The sequence below is a fragment of the Rhodopseudomonas sp. BAL398 genome (assembly GCF_033001325.1).
GTDB lineage: Bacteria > Pseudomonadota > Alphaproteobacteria > Rhizobiales > Xanthobacteraceae > JARJEH01.
In genome coordinates this window covers 4,064,701-4,079,542 of record NZ_CP133111.1, presented here as the reverse complement: position 1 = coordinate 4,079,542, position 14,842 = coordinate 4,064,701, and the positions used below count along the sequence as shown (strand labels likewise).

Below are 14,842 nucleotides of genomic sequence, written 5' to 3'. Positions count from 1 at the left end.
TCCGGAAAATGTTTGAATGGAGCGTTATGAGCCAATCCCAGGCCCAATTTTCATCGCTGAAACTGTCCGCCGACCCGGCCGTCGCCGACGCGATCGCGGATCTGATCGAGACCGGTACGGACGATGCGCTGAACCGGATCAATGTGCTGGATTTCGCGAGCCGCACCGGGCTCGACGAGGAGAAGGCGATCGCCGGTTTCCTGCATGCGTCGCGGCTCGGCCTGTTCGACCTGACCTGGAACGTGCTGTGCCCCGGCTGCGGCGGCGTGCTCGACGCCCATGACACGTTGAAGTCGCTGCGGCACGATGACTATCATTGCGGGTTGTGCGGCTGCGGCTACGAGGCCTCGGTGGATGAACAGGTCGAGGTCGCCTTCACCGTCAGCCCCGGGATCCGGCGGATCGCCGCGCATGATCCGCATACGCTGCCGATCTGGGACTATTTCAAGCAGGTGTTCTGGAGCTCGGGGATCGATCTCAGCGGCGATTCCTTCGCGACGCTCTCCGACAAGGTGGTGATCGACGCGCGCGAGCTGGCGCCGCACGCCAAGGCCGAGATGGCGCTGCGCTTGCCGGCCGAGTTCATCATCGTGTTCGAGCCGGTGACCCATGCGGCACAATTCATCGACGTCCAGGGCGAGCCGACCGACGAGCCGCAGCGTCTGGCCTTGACCTACACCGGCGCGCCGGCGCCGGTCGAGACCGTGACGCTGCGGCCCGGGCCGTTGCAGCTGTCGCTCGACAACCAGACCGACAGCCGGGTTCTGCCCTCGGTGCTGATCGCCGCCGACGCGCTGCATCATTTGATCGGCAAGCGAAAACCGTTCCTCACCGCCAAACGGATGCTGACCAACCAGACCTTCCGCGACATCTTCAAGGCCGACAATCTGACGATCGATCAGCGGCTGAAGATCACCTCGCTGACCTTCCTGTTCACCGACCTCAAAGGCTCTACCGCGCTGTATGAGCGGGTCGGCGATCTGCACGCCTTCGATCTGGTTCGCGCGCATTTCCACGCGCTGGTCGAGATCATTGCGTCCGAAAAGGGCGCGGTGGTGAAAACCATCGGCGACGCCGTGATGGCGACCTTCGTGCGGCCGGAACACGCGCTGGCCGCGGGCCTGCGGATGCGCGCCGCGATGGACGCGCTCAATCAACAGCGCGGCACCCAGGATCTGGTGGTCAAGATCGGTATCCACGAGGGACCCTGCCTGGCGGTGATGCTGAACGAGCGGCAGGATTATTTCGGCCAGACCGTCAATATCGCGGCGCGGGTGCAGGGTCTGGCGACCTCGCAGGCGATCCATATCACCGGCCCAGTCATTGCGGCGCCGGCGGTCGCCGCGTTGCTGGACAAAGAGGCGATTCGGCCGATCGAGAAGCAGGCGGCGCTGCGCGGCATCGCCGACAGAGTGATGGTTTACGAGATCTTGTAGCTTCGTGGCCGACGGCGGATTGCCAAACCGTCATGTTCCGCCCCGGAACCGCCCCGGATTGCGCGCGTTGCATTTTCACGCAATAAAATATCGCCGCGCGCCGCGGCTTCTCTTAATGGTTTGAACCGCATGCTAGCCAAACTACGCCAGTTCATCGCCGATGTGGTCGGGCCCGCCGAGGACGAGCAAGAGGCTCTGACGTTCGACGAAAACGGATATCGCCTCGCCGCCACCGCACTGCTGATCCATGTGATTTCGCTCGACGGCGAACCGTCCGACGTCGAAAAGCAGAAGCTGCATGCGCTGCTGGAAAGCCGGTTCGGGCTCGATCCCGGCAGCGCCGGCCGGCTGATCAAATCTGCCACCTTGATGGAGGGCGACTCCGTCGATCTCTTCCAGTTCACCAGCGTCATCATGCGCACCGTCGACGAGCAGGGCCGGTTGCGCATCATCGAAATGATGTGGGAGCTGGTTTATGCCGACGGTAACGTCACCGAATTCGAGGAGAATGTGGTCTGGCGCGCTGCCGATCTTCTGGGGGTATCATCGCGCGACCGCATCAACCTCAAGCGCGGCGTCGCCGCCAGCCAGCCCGCTACCGATCCCGCGGGGTAAGATCCGCGCGAGGCCGCGATCCGGCCAGCGAATTTGCCGCGGCGGCCTGTGTCGTCAGTCGCGCATAACCTGCTTCCATGGTCTAGTTGCGGTCGGACTTGCACGCTGCTTGCATCCCGCCTAGCAGCTGTGCTGTCTTGGGTGAGGCAGCGTGCCCGTATATCTTGCGAGAGCATCATCGTGACTGAACGTGTGGCGTTGATAACCGGTGCCTCGGCGGGAATCGGTCTGGAGTTGGCGCGCATTTTTGCGGCAGATGCCCACCGCGTCGCCTTGGTGGCGCGCCGCGCCGATCGGTTGACCGCGCTGGCCGACGAGATTGTCGCCGCCGGCGGCAGCGCGCCAATCATCATTCCCTGCGATCTCGCTGTTCCCGGAGCGACCGATCAGGTCGCAGCCGCGCTGCAGGCGGCCGGCGTCGAGGTCGACTATCTGGTCAATAATGCCGGCTACGGGCTGTTCGGTCGCGCCACCGACCTCGACCGCGCCGATCAGCTCGCCATGATCGACCTCAACATTCGGGTTTTGACCGATCTGTCGCTGCGGTTTGCCGACAGCATCGCGCGGCACCGCGGCGGGATCCTCAACCTGGGGTCGATCGCCGGCTTCCTGCCGGGACCCGGCATGGCGGTGTATTACGCTTCGAAGGCGTTCGTGCTGTCGTTTTCCGAAGCACTGCATAATGAGCTCGGCCCGCGCGGCGTCCGCGTCACCGCGCTGTGCCCGGGACCGGTGCCGACCGAATTTCAGTTCCGGGCCGGGTTCAAGCCGGGGGTCGATTCGGCGATCCTCAACGTGTCGCCGGCCGCGGTGGCGCGTCAGGGTTATGACGGGCTGATGGCCAATAAGCGCCTGGTGCTGCCCGGACTCGGTATCAAGCTGGTGCCGCTGCTGTTGCGGTTGTTTCCGCGCGGCTTCGTGCTCGGCGCGGTCGGGCGCCTGCAGCGCAACCGCTGACTTCTCTGTCCAGGCCGGCGAGGTCATATTTTTGGCCCGAGGCTTGCTTATAAAGTCAGCCAGTAAGACTTCGTTCACCATATGGGTGAACGATCGAGCAACCTGACATGATGCCGCCAGCATCCGGGGCGGCACGAATTCGAAGAATCGATGCCCAGACTGATCGAAATCCAACGAGATCTGTCCGCCCGACCCGGCGCGGACGCGATGGCGCTGCAGCCATTCCCGAAAGCCAAGGACATCAGGCCGGTCCTGATCGTGCTGCATCAGGAGATGTCGACGCCCGGTCGGGTCGGCAACGCGCTGCGCGCGCTCGGTCACCCGCTCGATATAAGGCGGCCGCGGTTCGGCGATCCGCTGCCGAAGACACTCGACGGCCATGCCGGAGCGATCATTTTCGGCGGCCCGATGAGCGCCAACGATCCGGACGACTATATCCGCCGCGAGATTGACTGGATCGCGCTGCCGCTGAAGGAAGACCGGCCGTTTCTGGGGATCTGCCTCGGCGCGCAGATGCTGGCCGCGCAGCTCGGCGCCCGCGTGGCGCCGCATCCGCAGGGCCGCGCCGAGATCGGCTATTACGACATCAGGCCGACCGCCGCGGGCCGGGCGATCTGCGCGCATTGGCCGAACCAAGTCTATCACTGGCACGGCGAGGGCTTCGATCTGCCCGCGGGCACCGAATTGCTGGCCGAGGGCGACGACTTCCCGAACCAGGCATTCCGCGCCGGCCATGCCTTCGGCGTCCAGTTCCATCCCGACGTCACCGCCGCGATGATGCATCGCTGGACCACCCGCGGCCATGCAAGGCTGGAAGCGCCGGGCGCGCGGCCGCGCCATCATCACTTCGCCGACCGCGCGGTGCACGACATGGCCGAACGTATCTGGCTGCGGGATTTCCTCGACAATTGGCTGGCGCGGATGCCGATGGCACTGCCCGAGCCGGCGCTGCAGCAAGCCGCCGAATAGGCTTCCACGATCCGCCTTGCGCAAGCCGGATTTCTTTTTTGCGATGTGATGGATAGTGTCGCCCAGGCGCCGGCGTTCGATCGGCCCGTAGGGAGGCGACATGACCGCAGAGGATTTCGCGCGGCTGCTCGATGCGTTCACGGCCTCGGCCGAATCCGGCGATGGCGCCCGCTTCGCCGCGCATTTCACCGAAGACGCGATCTATCACGACTACATCTATGGCCCGCATACCGGCCGCGCCGACATCGCCCATATGATGCAGGAGCTATTTCACCGCGACGCCGGCGATTATCGCTGGGAGATGTTCGATCCGGTCTGCAATGGTGACACCGGCTATGCCTGGTCGTTGTCGAGCTTCATCTCGACGATTCCGCAGTTCAAAGGTCAGCAGGTGGTGATCGACGGCATCAGCCGCTTCGTGCTGCGCGACGGGCTGATCGCCGAATATCACGAATCGGTCAATGGCGGGGTGGCGATGCAGCAGCTCGGCGTCACGCCGCAGCGGATGGCCAAGGTGTTCCAGCGCTGGAGCGGCTGGCTCAAGCAGCGGCCGGAAACCATCGCCTATCTGGCGCGGCCGAAGGGCGCGCGCGCCTAAAAATCATAAGCGTCGAAAACAATGATCGTCGCCCAAGCGACGGCAGCACAGGGGGAATACGCGCTTGAACTATCAACATATCCTCTACGCGGTGGAGCACCACATCGCCACCATCACGCTGAACCGGCCGGAGCGGATGAATGCCTGGAATCCAATCATGGAGCGCGAGGTGCGCCAGGCCATGGAAGCTGCCGCCAAGGATGACGGCGTCCGCGTCATCGTGCTGACCGGCGCCGGGCGGGCGTTCTGCGCCGGCGCCGACATGGAGGTGCTGCAGCAGATCGACCCCGACGACATCCGCAAGTCCGAGAGCCTGCCGGGTTTCGACATGAACCGGCGGCCCGATTGGCAGGCGCGTTATTCCTACTATCCGTCGATCGCCAAGCCGATCATCGGCATGCTCAACGGCGCCACCGCCGGCATCGGTCTGGTCCACGCGCTGTATTGCGACATCCGCTTTGCCGCCGACAATACCGTGTTCACCACCTCCTTCGCGCGGCGCGGGCTGATCGCCGAGCACGGCATCAGCTGGATGCTGCCGCGGATCGTCGGTCACGCAAATGCGCTCGACCTGTTGCTGTCGGCGCGACGGGTGTCGAGCGACGAGGCGTTGCGGATCGGGCTGGTCAACCGGCTCTATTCGCCCGATCAGCTGCGCGAACAGACCTATGCGTATGCCCGGGATCTGGCGGATTTCGTCTCGCCGACCGCGATGGGGGTGATCAAGCGCCAGCTCTACGACGTGCCGTTCCAGAGCCTCGCCGAAGCCACCATCGACGCCAACCGCGAAATGGTGCGAGCGCTCGGCGGCGCCGATTTCAAGGAAGGCGTCGCCAGCTTCATGGAAAAGCGGCCACCGCGGTTTCGGGGTGGGTGAGGGGGAATTTGATGAACTTGGTCAGCCCGGCTTCGCCCTGCGGGCTTCGCCGCGGCAGCCTTCGCTTGCTTCGCCCGAGAGGCACTGCCGGCTTGCCGAGCCGTAGCTTGCGAAGCAAGCGAAGGCTGGTGGAGCCAGGCGGGATCGAACCGCCGACCTCGTCATTGCGAACGACGCGCTCTCCCAGCTGAGCTATGGCCCCATTGCGACCGGATCGATGTGATTCCGGTCAGCAAGCGCCGTCATTTACAATCTCAGCCAAGGCCAAGTCAAGAACGACGGAAAACGCGATTTTCCGGGCCATATTTGCCGGCCGGTTCCCTTGTTTGCCGAGGGAGGAGTCGATATTTACGGAGCAGTCGAATCCGCGACCGAACCCCGCGAGCCATTCCCGCCATGCGAGCCATTCTCGACATCGTCCTCATCATTCTCGACCTGTACATCTGGCTGTTGATCGCCTCGGCGATCCTGTCATGGCTGATCGCGTTCAATGTCGTGAACACGCGCAACCAGTTCGTGGCCTCGGTCTCGGAATTCCTGTACCGGATCACCGAACCGCTATTGGCACCGATCCGCAATTTCATGCCGGCGCTCGGCGGGCTGGATATCTCGCCGATCATCCTGATTCTGATCATCATGTTCCTGCAGCGGGTGATCACCTATTACATCTACCCTGCGGTGTTCTGATCGGGATCACCGACCAGGCCTGGCGCTATGCTGCTCAGGGGGTCAGTGTCGCGGTGCGGGTTACGCCGCGTGGCGGACGCGACGACATTGACGGGCTGGAGACGCTGTCGGACGGCCGCAACGTGGTCAAGGTCCGGGTCCGCGCCATCGCCGAGGGCGGCGGGGCCAATCGCGCGGTGACCGAACTGCTGGCCAAATCGCTCGGCGTGCCGAAGCGCAATGTCCGGCTGTTGTCGGGCGCGACCTCGAGGCTCAAGCAAATCGCCGTCGATGGCGACCCAACCCGACTAGGCGAGATGCTGCGGCAACTGACCGCGCCGAAGCCTGAGTAAACCAGCCCAGAGGACATCATGACTGCCCGGATCATCGAAGGAAAACCCATCGCGGCCGATTTGCGTGCCCGCGTCGCGACCGAAGTGGCGCGAATCAAGACCGAGCACGGCGTGACGCCGGGGCTGGCGGTGGTGCTGGTCGGCAGCGATCCGGCCTCCGAGGTCTATGTCCGCTCCAAGCACAAGCAGACCCAGGACGCCGGGATGGCGTCATTCGAGCACCGGCTGCCTGCCGATGTGGCGCAGGCCGAGTTGCTGGCGCTGGTCGCCAAGCTCAATGCCGATCCGGCGGTGCATGGCATTCTGGTGCAATTGCCGCTGCCGAAGGGGCTCGATACCGAGGCGGTGATCGCCGCGATCGACCCGGCCAAGGATGTCGACGGCCTCAATCCGGTCAATGCCGGCCGCCTCGCCAGCGGGTTGTTCGCGCTGACGCCCTGCACGCCGCTGGGCTGCATCATCATGGCCAAGCAGGTGCATGCCTCGCTGGAAGGCCTGAATGCGCTCGTGATCGGCCGTTCCAATCTGGTCGGCAAGCCGCTGGTGCAGTTGCTGCTCAACGAAAACGCCACGGTGACGATCGCGCATTCGCGCTCGCGCAATCTGCCGCAGCTCTGCGCCCAGGCCGATCTGGTGTTCGCCGCCGTCGGCAAGCCCGAAATGGTGCGCGGCGACTGGATCAAGCCGGGCGCCACGGTGATCGACGTCGGCATCAACCGCACGCCGTCGCCGGATGGCGGCAAGGACAGGCTGGTCGGCGACGTCGCCTTCGCCGAGGCCAAGGAGGTCGCCGGCGCTATCACGCCGGTGCCCGGCGGGGTCGGGCTGATGACGGTAGCGTGCCTGCTGGTCAACACCGTCCGCGCCGCCAGCGCGATCCACGGCCTGCCGAAGCCGGCGGTGTAGGCGGAGTTTGCGTGTCCCGGGCGCGGCGCGTAGCGCTGCTCCGCAGAACCGGGACCGCTACGGATGCTGTGTGTGTGTAACGGCCCCGGCTTAGCAGCGCACCACGCCGCAAGCGCGGCGCGTTGCGCAGCATCCGGGGCACGGCCGCGCGAGGTCGCACTACCCCGCGGTGTTCTCGATCAGCCGCCGATAGAACCGGATCATGTCGGCGTAATTCTTGATGCTGAGCCGCTCATTGGTGCCGTGAAAGCGTTTCAGATCCTCGGATGTCGCCCGCACCGGGGAGAACCGCAGGATATTGTCGGCGATTCCGGCATAGTGCCGCGAATCGGTCGCCGCGATCATCAGGCCGGGGGCCACCACGACGTCCGGAAAGATCTCGCGGATGGTTTGATTGAGCTGGCGATAGGCCACGCTCGCCGTCCCGGTGACGTCGGGCGGATCGAAATTGCCGTCGGCCGAGGCGATCGAAATCTTATCGTTGGCGACGGTGGAGCGGACATGGTCGGCGACGCTGCCCTGGGTGTCGCCCGGCAGCAGCCGGAAATTCACGCTGGCTTCGGCGATGCCGGGCAGCACATTGTCCTTGTTGCCGGCATTGAAGATGGTCAGCGCCGTGGTGGTGCGGACCATCGCCTCGGTGGGGCCGCTCTTGGCGAATTCGTGCAGCAGCACCGGCTTGAACAGCCACAGATTCGACAGCACCACGCGGTTGAGGCCGGTCATCTCCGGGGCCAAAGTGTCGAACATCTCCGCCACCGTGCCGCGCACCCGCATCGGCAGCCGGTTGTCTTCCAGATGCGCCAGCGCGGCGCTCATCATCCCGATCGCGGTGTCGCGCGGCGGCATCGACGAATGGCCGGGGGTGGCGTGCACCGTCAGCACCAGCGTCGCATAGCCCTTCTCGGCGACACCGATCAGCGCCGCCGGTTTCGTCAGGCCCTTCATGATGCCGTCGGTGATCAACAGGCCCTCGTCGAGCACGAATTCCAGCCGCACCCCGCGTGACGCCAGCAGCTTGCCGATTGCGCCGGCGCCGCGCAGGCCGGAGACTTCCTCGTCATGGCCGAAAGCGAAATAGATCGTCCGCTTCGGGCGAAAGCCCTGCTTGGCCATCTGCTCGGCGGCTTCCAGCATCGAATACAGGTTGCCCTTGTCGTCCCACGAGCCGCGGCCCCAGACGAAGCCGTCGGCGATCACGCCATCGAACGGCGGATGCTGCCAGTCGGCCTCGGTCTTGGGGGCGATCGGCACCACGTCCTGATGGGCCAACAGGCCGATCGGCTGCGCCTGCGGATCGGAGCCCTCCCAGGTGTAGAGTAGGCTATGGGAGCCGACGATCTCGCGCTTGGCCACGGCGTGAAACGCCGGGAAGCTGGCGATGATATGGTCCTGCAATCCGCGCAGCGCCTCGGCATCCTGCTCGGGATTGAGGGCGTTCGAGATGGTTTGAAAGCGGATCGCCTCGGACAATCGCCCGGCGGCGCCTTGTTCGTTGACCTCGACCGGCGCCAAAGCTGTCACTTGCAGCTGCCGGGAACTGAGCTGCGAGGTGGTGTAAGCTAAGACGCCGGCCAGCACGACCAGCGCCACCATCCCGACCGTGACGAGGTTGCGGATCAATTTCAGCAGCCGGCGCATCGCGATCTCCCTGGATTGGCCCGGGCGTTGCGGCGCCTGCGGGGATTAAGCCTTTTCCGCCTTGGCCCGCGCGATGCCTTCGAGGATCAGCCGGTGGGCGTCTTCGGCGCCGCCCCAGCGCAGCACCTTGACCCATTTGCCGGGCTCCAGATCCTTGTAGTGCTCGAAGAAATGCTGGATCTGCTGCAGCGTGATATCCGGCAGGTCGCTGTAGGTTTTGATCTTGTCGTAGCGCTGGGTCAGCTTCGACGACGGCACCGCGATGATCTTCTCGTCGCCGCCGGCCTCGTCTTCCATCAGCAGCACACCGACCGGGCGCACGCTGATGATGGCGCCGGGCACGATGCCGCGGGTATTGGCCACCAGCACGTCGCAGGGGTCGCCGTCATTCGACAGCGTATGCGGGATGAAGCCGTAATTCCCGGGATAGCGCATTGAGGTATAAAGGAACCGGTCGACCACCAGCGTCCCGGCATCCTTGTCCATCTCGTATTTGATCGGCTCGCCGCCGACCGGCACTTCGACGATGACATTGACTTCATGCGGCGGGTTGGCGCCGAGAGAAATTGCGTCGATGCGCATCGAAAACTCCGAACGGATGGAAGGAAATGGGACCGAGGATTGCCCGGCGTGAATACGCCGGATGACACATCCGGTCTAGTGGCTTGGCCCGGGACTTGATGGGACTCGAAACTTACCGAAACTTATACCGACGGATTTTGCCGTTGACTCATCAATTTGGTCATGGCCGGGCTTGTCCCGGCCATCCACGTCTTTGATCCGGCACTGCTTTCAAGGCGTGGATGCCCGGCACAAGGCCGGGCGTGACGAACGAGAGGGAACGACAGTTGGTATTAAGCGGTCCAGGCGAACGCCACCTTGTCGAGCGACTTCGGCCCGAATCGCTCGGACGAGCGGGCGACCATGCGGCCGCCGAGCGCGCGATAGAATTCGGTCGCCGGTTCGTTGTCCGATAGCGCCCAGATCACCATGCTGCGCAACCCGCTCTGTGCCAGGTCGCGCTTGGCCGAGGCGAACAGCCGTCGGCCGAATCCGAGGCCCTGAAATTCCGGCCGCAAATAGAGCTCGTAGATCTCGCCCTCGAATTGCAGGCTGCGGGCGCGGTTGCGTCCGTAATTGGCATAGCCGGCGACCCGGTCGCCGAAACACAGCACGCTGACGCGGCTGCCCTTGCGGATGGCCGAGTCCCACCAATGCGGGCCGCGGCGATTGATCAGCTTTTCAAGTTCGGCGCCGGGAATAATTCCCTGATAGGCCGAACGCCAAGCTTCGTCATGGGTGGCCGCGACCGCGGACGCATCCGCAGCTTTGGCCGGCCGAACCTCGATCAGGGTTGTGCTCATGAATCAGATCAAAGCAAGTCGCGGGCTCGGCTTCAAGGTCCATCGTTAATTATCGGTTAAGATGTGGATTTTTTGCACCACCCGGCCGCGCCCTGTGCCGGAATCGGACAGGTTGCCGGCGCCGGCGGCGAAAAAATCGCGGGTTCGTCCCAGCGCGAAGCTGCCGCGACACAGCGTGCGACATGGCAGGCGGCCCCCTGCCCGCGAGAGCGGTGTTCAGCCGTGGCGCCGGCTTCACATCGCCTCCTTCAACCCGATTCGCAGCAGCCACCAATTCACCGGATAGCTGGTGATGAATCCGAAAATCATCGCGATCTGCATCATGAACCAGAATTCGAACGAGTTGACCGTGAGCTCGGCGCCGAGCAGGTCGCGGAAGATCCAGAAATAGGCCACCGCCATGAAGCCATACATGCCGACCTGCCAGGCGGTCAGCGACAGCGTATCGGCCTTGACGGCGGCCCACAGGCCCTGGCCGACGCCGAGATTCCGCATCGGCGCGATCGTGTAATATTGAAAGATCACGCCGAACAGATAGGCGAACAGGAAGTCGAGAACCCAGACGGCGAAGATCTTTTCGGAGAAGATCGATTGCCAGCCGAGCCAGACCGCCACCGCCGGAACGCCGAAGGCCAGCCACTCGGCGCAGATGTCGCCCAAGGTGCATCCGCTGCCGCAATGCGAGGCGCCTTCGGCGACCATCGCGGCAAATGGCTTGCGCTTGCCGGGCGGGTCGCGGCCCTCGCGCTTGGCCGCCACCGCGGCGTGTTTGGTGGCGCGGCGGCCGAAATGAAAATAGCCCCACAGCCACAGCAGCGTTCCGAACAATGCGGTCAGCGGCCAGACGGCGTTCATGATCCACATCCGCTGCGGATGTCTGTATTCATCCACCGCGATCACCAGTGCGCAGATGGCTCCCAGCGTGACCGACAGGATGGCGAGATTGTGCAGCCAGCTCGGGATCATGGTCTCACCCTCGGATCAATGGCTGTCCCCGGCATGGGCGCGGAGGAAGCGGTGACGTGAGGTCGATTGCGGCGCAGAACCACGGCGCCTCTGCGGGGCGAACCGCACAAACCACGTAACGTTCCATCCGCGATCGGTATGAGGCGGTCAGTAGCCGGGGCGCGCCGCGCCGGCTCAGATGGCCTTGCGTCCCATCACTTGTCCGGCGGCGCGCTGTCCGCTGTCGCGGGCGCCATGGGCGGTGGAGAAGAAATGCGGCGAGGTGGCTTCACCCGCGAAGAACAGCCGGTTGTCGACCGGCGCGGCCAGCGCGGCGCGGGCCGAGGCGTGGCCCGGCAGCGCGTGCGAGTAGGAGCCGCGGGCGAACGGGTCATGGGCCCAGCGCGATTCAGATAATGGCTTCAGCTTGCGGCGATAATCATGGCCCAGCACCGCGACGATCTCGTCGATGCTTTGCGCCGTCAGCGCGCCAGGGCCCGCGTCTTCAAGTTGGCGCGCGAAGCTTCCGCCGAAAAATCCCTCGATGCAGTTCAGCCCGAACGGCCGCAGATGATAGCTGCCGATCGCAGTCTCCAGCGTGGCGCCGCGCAAATTGCCGTCGGTCGGCAGCCCGCTTGGCCCGTCCAACGCCAGCAGCACCTTGTCGGCGACGCCGAGCGGCAAATGGCGGGCGGCGTCGACTTTCGCCGGCAGCGCGGGGTGAAACCGGATCGCCTCGTCGGCAATCAGATTGGTCGGCACGGTGATGATGACCTGGGCGGCGTTCAGCGTGCCGCGCGAGGTCTCGATCCTGATCCTGAGGCCGGAATGATCGATCAGGCTGACATTGCAGCCCAGCGCCACCGGGCACGGCGCCCCATAGGCGGCGATCAGCGCGCCATAGCCGCGACGCACCCGCCAATTGACGCCGGTGTCCTCATAGGCGTGGGTGTCCAGGCTGGAGACCCGGTCGAGCTCGGCGCCGTTGACATAGGTCGAGACCGCGTCGATCAACGGGTTCCAGCGGTTGCCGGGCTCGAGATAGTCGCTGGCGGCACGGTCGATGCCGCGTAGCGCGGCGGCGTCGGCGCGGTCATAGAATTGATCGAGCGCCGCGGCGAAGTCATCGCGCTCCTTGGGCAGGAAGGAATCACCGAAACTCTTGTCGCCCCAGGGCGGATGCGACCGGTCGATCTCGAAACCGAGATGCTTGGCGATGCCGACAAAGGAGTTGCGGTCGGCCGAATGCAGCCAGCCGCAGCCGAGGTCGAATTCGATGCCGGGCGCCGCCATGATGGTATGGCCGCGGCCGCCGAGCCGGTCGCGGGCTTCCAGCACGATCAGCGAGCGGCCGGAATTCTCCAGCGCGCGCGCGGCGCCGAGACCGGCGGCGCCGGCACCGATGATCGCGACATCGACGTCGGTGGGAAGGGTTTGGGGCGACATGGTAGCAATGCTGTATCACATTGTGCGTGGCGGTTCGATGTCAGCCGGCGGGCGGGGTCGGTTACGCCTGGCCGGAAACGACAATGCCCGGCGCGAGGCCGGGCATTGCGGTGTGATTGTGCGGTGCTTGGCGGTCCCGGCTCTGCGAAGCGGCATGATGAATGCCGCATCGCGTCCGGGACACAGGAAGTGCCGCGGAGGCTGTTAGGCGACCGCCTGCTTCGACTTGTCGGCGCGCTTGCGGTCGTTGGCGTCGAGGTAGCGCTTGCGCAGGCGGATCGACTTCGGGGTGATTTCGACCAGTTCGTCGTCCTCGATATAGGCCAGCGCCTTTTCCAGCGTCATCCGGATCGGCGGGGTCAGCCGCACCGCTTCATCCTTCGAGGTGGTGCGGATGTTGCTGAGCTGCTTGCCCTTGAGAATGTTGATCTCGAGGTCGTTGTCGCGGGTATGCTCGCCGACGATCATGCCCTTATAGACCTTGCAGCCGGGCTCGATCATCATCGGGCCGCGGTCTTCCAGCTTGAACATGGCGTAGGCCACGGCCTCGCCCTGGTCGTTGGAGATCAGCACGCCGTTGCGGCGGCCCTGGATATCGCCCTTATAGGGCAGGTAGTTGTGGAACAGGCGGTTCATCACCGCGGTGCCCTTGGTGTCGGTCATCAGTTCGCCCTGATAGCCGATCAGGCCGCGGGTCGGCGCGTAGAACACCAGCCGCAGCCGATTGCCGCCGGACGGGCGCATCTCGATCATCTCGGCCTTGCGCTCGCTCATTTTCTGAACGACGACGCCGGAGAATTCCTCGTCGACGTCGATCACGACTTCCTCGACCGGCTCCAGCAGCTGGCCGGTTTCGTCCTTGGTCAGGACGACGCGGGGGCGCGAGACGCTGAGCTCGAAACCTTCGCGGCGCATCTGCTCGATCAGGATCGCCAGCTGCAATTCGCCGCGGCCGGAGACGATCATCGAATCCTTGTCGTCGGCTTCGACCACCTTCAGCGCGACATTGCCCTCGGCCTCGCGCAGCAGGCGGTCACGGATCAGGCGGCTGGTGACCTTGTCGCCTTCGGTGCCCGCCAGCGGCGAGTTGTTGACGATGAACGACATCGACACCGTCGGCGGATCGATCGGCTGGGCCTGGATCGGGATCTCGACGCTGGGATCGCAGAAGGTATCGGCGACGGTGCCCTTGGGCAGCCCGGCGATGGCGACGATGTCGCCGGCTTCGGCGAGCTCGAGCGGCACCCGCTCAAGGCCGCGGAACGCCAGAATCTTGGTGATGCGGCCGGTTTCGACGGTCTTGCCGTCGCGCGACAGCACCTTTACGGCCTGGTTCGGCTTCACCGAGCCCGAGGCGATGCGCCCGGTGACGATGCGGCCGAGATAGGGGTTGGCTTCCAGAATGGTGCCGAGCAGGCGGAACGGGCCGTCTTCGACCACCGGCGGGTGGACATGCTTGAGCACCAGTTCGAACAGCGGCGTCATGCCCTCTTCGTGGCCGCCATCGGCCTTGGCGGACATCCAGCCGTTCTTGCCCGAGCCGTACAGGATCGGGAAGTCGAGCTGATCGTCGGTGGCGTCGAGTGCTGCGAACAGGTCGAACACTTCGTTGACCACTTCGGTGATCCGGGCGTCGGGACGGTCGACCTTGTTGATCGCGACGATCGGCTTGAGGCCGAGCTTCAACGCCTTGCCGACCACGAATTTGGTCTGCGGCATCGGGCCTTCGGCGGCGTCGACCAGCACGATCACGCCATCGACCATCGACAGGATGCGCTCGACCTCGCCGCCGAAATCGGCATGGCCAGGGGTGTCGACGATGTTGATCTGGGTTTCGCCCCAATGCACCGAGGTGCATTTGGCCAGAATGGTGATGCCGCGCTCTTTTTCCAGATCGTTGGAATCCATCGCGCGCTCGACCTGGCGCTGGTTGTCACGGTAAGTGCCGGACTGCTGCAGCAGTTTGTCGACGAGGGTCGTCTTGCCGTGGTCGACGTGGGCGATGATGGCGATATTGCGAAGGTTCATGGCTCTTCTTTAAGGTTGTGCGGGCCGAATGCCCAAATCAG

At 64.6% G+C, this 14,842-nt stretch carries 15 protein-coding genes and 1 tRNA gene; 9 read left to right on the top strand and 7 right to left on the bottom strand.

Annotation, left to right across the window (positions count from 1 at the left end):
* The first annotated feature begins 26 nt into the window (after positions 1–26).
* From RBJ75_RS19215 to RBJ75_RS19190, 6 genes are all read left to right on the top strand, one after another.
* On the top strand, positions 27–1,436 hold the full coding sequence (locus RBJ75_RS19215) for an adenylate/guanylate cyclase domain-containing protein (RefSeq protein ID WP_044415961.1): 1,410 nt from the start codon (positions 27–29) through the stop codon (positions 1,434–1,436).
* A 129-nt stretch (positions 1,437–1,565) separates the two neighbouring features.
* Positions 1,566–2,051: a TerB family tellurite resistance protein gene (locus RBJ75_RS19210; RefSeq protein WP_044415959.1), complete on the top strand. Its 486-nt coding sequence runs from the start codon at positions 1,566–1,568 to the stop codon at positions 2,049–2,051.
* Positions 2,052–2,231: 180 nt separating this feature from the next.
* Positions 2,232–3,008 (top strand): SDR family NAD(P)-dependent oxidoreductase, encoded by a 777-nt coding sequence (locus tag RBJ75_RS19205; RefSeq protein WP_276156569.1) that lies wholly within the window; start codon positions 2,232–2,234, stop codon positions 3,006–3,008.
* Positions 3,009–3,215: 207 nt separating this feature from the next.
* The gene (locus tag RBJ75_RS19200) at positions 3,216–3,977 is read left to right on the top strand and encodes a glutamine amidotransferase (RefSeq protein ID WP_044412845.1); all 762 of its coding nucleotides are present in this window, start codon (positions 3,216–3,218) and stop codon (positions 3,975–3,977) included.
* A gap of 100 nt (positions 3,978–4,077) precedes the next feature.
* A complete protein-coding gene (locus RBJ75_RS19195) occupies positions 4,078–4,575 on the top strand; it encodes a nuclear transport factor 2 family protein (RefSeq protein WP_044412835.1) in 498 nt (165 codons plus the stop codon).
* Positions 4,576–4,639: 64 nt separating this feature from the next.
* Positions 4,640–5,452 (top strand): enoyl-CoA hydratase, encoded by an 813-nt coding sequence (locus RBJ75_RS19190; protein ID WP_044412833.1) that lies wholly within the window; start codon positions 4,640–4,642, stop codon positions 5,450–5,452.
* Between the two features lie 126 nt (positions 5,453–5,578).
* On the opposite strand, the gene RBJ75_RS19185 is transcribed toward RBJ75_RS19190, so the two are convergent.
* Positions 5,579–5,654, bottom strand: a tRNA-Ala gene (locus tag RBJ75_RS19185).
* Between the two features lie 194 nt (positions 5,655–5,848).
* Here RBJ75_RS19185 and RBJ75_RS19180 point away from each other — a divergent pair.
* The 3 genes from RBJ75_RS19180 to folD are packed head-to-tail and all read left to right on the top strand — an operon-like array spanning position 5,849 to position 7,377.
* Positions 5,849–6,139, top strand: a complete 291-nt coding sequence (locus tag RBJ75_RS19180; protein ID WP_044412831.1) for a YggT family protein — start codon at positions 5,849–5,851, stop codon at positions 6,137–6,139.
* A gap of 5 nt (positions 6,140–6,144) precedes the next feature.
* Positions 6,145–6,471: a DUF167 domain-containing protein gene (locus RBJ75_RS19175; protein ID WP_044412840.1), complete on the top strand. Its 327-nt coding sequence runs from the start codon at positions 6,145–6,147 to the stop codon at positions 6,469–6,471.
* Positions 6,472–6,489: 18 nt separating this feature from the next.
* The gene (gene folD, locus RBJ75_RS19170; protein WP_044412828.1) at positions 6,490–7,377 is read left to right on the top strand and encodes a bifunctional methylenetetrahydrofolate dehydrogenase/methenyltetrahydrofolate cyclohydrolase FolD; all 888 of its coding nucleotides are present in this window, start codon (positions 6,490–6,492) and stop codon (positions 7,375–7,377) included.
* Positions 7,378–7,536: 159 nt separating this feature from the next.
* Here the strand turns inward: folD and RBJ75_RS19165 are convergent, their stop codons facing one another.
* The 6 genes from RBJ75_RS19165 to typA all read right to left on the bottom strand — a co-directional run bounded on the left by RBJ75_RS19165 (position 7,537) and on the right by typA (position 14,801).
* Positions 7,537–9,018, bottom strand: coding sequence for a M20 family peptidase (locus RBJ75_RS19165; protein WP_044418975.1), 1,482 nt, complete (start codon positions 9,016–9,018; stop codon positions 7,537–7,539).
* 45 nt (positions 9,019–9,063) lie between these two features.
* Complete coding sequence (gene ppa, locus RBJ75_RS19160; protein WP_044418973.1) at positions 9,064–9,600, bottom strand: inorganic diphosphatase; 537 nt, start codon at positions 9,598–9,600, stop codon at positions 9,064–9,066.
* A 272-nt stretch (positions 9,601–9,872) separates the two neighbouring features.
* Complete coding sequence (locus RBJ75_RS19155; RefSeq protein ID WP_044405982.1) at positions 9,873–10,382, bottom strand: GNAT family N-acetyltransferase; 510 nt, start codon at positions 10,380–10,382, stop codon at positions 9,873–9,875.
* Between the two features lie 234 nt (positions 10,383–10,616).
* Complete coding sequence (locus RBJ75_RS19150) at positions 10,617–11,348, bottom strand: DUF4396 domain-containing protein (protein ID WP_044405980.1); 732 nt, start codon at positions 11,346–11,348, stop codon at positions 10,617–10,619.
* A gap of 174 nt (positions 11,349–11,522) precedes the next feature.
* The gene (locus RBJ75_RS19145; protein WP_044405978.1) at positions 11,523–12,773 is read right to left on the bottom strand and encodes a flavin monoamine oxidase family protein; all 1,251 of its coding nucleotides are present in this window, start codon (positions 12,771–12,773) and stop codon (positions 11,523–11,525) included.
* A 204-nt stretch (positions 12,774–12,977) separates the two neighbouring features.
* Positions 12,978–14,801: a translational GTPase TypA gene (gene typA / locus RBJ75_RS19140; RefSeq protein ID WP_044405976.1), complete on the bottom strand. Its 1,824-nt coding sequence runs from the start codon at positions 14,799–14,801 to the stop codon at positions 12,978–12,980.
* Positions 14,802–14,842: the final 41 nt, after the last annotated feature.

What these genes read in the sequence shown, in the direction of transcription:
- RBJ75_RS19200 (WP_044412845.1), top strand. Translation starts at nt 3,216, where the DNA reads ATGGCGCTGCAGCCATTCCCGAAAGCCAAGGACATCAGGCCGGTCCTG.
- RBJ75_RS19155 (WP_044405982.1), bottom strand. Translation starts at nt 10,382, where the DNA reads ATGAGCACAACCCTGATCGAGGTTCGGCCGGCCAAAGCTGCGGATGCG.
- typA (WP_044405976.1), bottom strand. Translation starts at nt 14,801, where the DNA reads ATGAACCTTCGCAATATCGCCATCATCGCCCACGTCGACCACGGCAAG.
- RBJ75_RS19165 (WP_044418975.1), bottom strand. Translation starts at nt 9,018, where the DNA reads ATGCGCCGGCTGCTGAAATTGATCCGCAACCTCGTCACGGTCGGGATG.
- RBJ75_RS19145 (WP_044405978.1), bottom strand. Translation starts at nt 12,773, where the DNA reads ATGTCGCCCCAAACCCTTCCCACCGACGTCGATGTCGCGATCATCGGT.
- RBJ75_RS19180 (WP_044412831.1), top strand. Translation starts at nt 5,849, where the DNA reads ATGCGAGCCATTCTCGACATCGTCCTCATCATTCTCGACCTGTACATC.
- RBJ75_RS19210 (WP_044415959.1), top strand. Translation starts at nt 1,566, where the DNA reads ATGCTAGCCAAACTACGCCAGTTCATCGCCGATGTGGTCGGGCCCGCC.
- folD (WP_044412828.1), top strand. Translation starts at nt 6,490, where the DNA reads ATGACTGCCCGGATCATCGAAGGAAAACCCATCGCGGCCGATTTGCGT.
- ppa (WP_044418973.1), bottom strand. Translation starts at nt 9,600, where the DNA reads ATGCGCATCGACGCAATTTCTCTCGGCGCCAACCCGCCGCATGAAGTC.
- RBJ75_RS19150 (WP_044405980.1), bottom strand. Translation starts at nt 11,348, where the DNA reads ATGATCCCGAGCTGGCTGCACAATCTCGCCATCCTGTCGGTCACGCTG.
- RBJ75_RS19195 (WP_044412835.1), top strand. Translation starts at nt 4,078, where the DNA reads ATGACCGCAGAGGATTTCGCGCGGCTGCTCGATGCGTTCACGGCCTCG.
- RBJ75_RS19215 (WP_044415961.1), top strand. Translation starts at nt 27, where the DNA reads ATGAGCCAATCCCAGGCCCAATTTTCATCGCTGAAACTGTCCGCCGAC.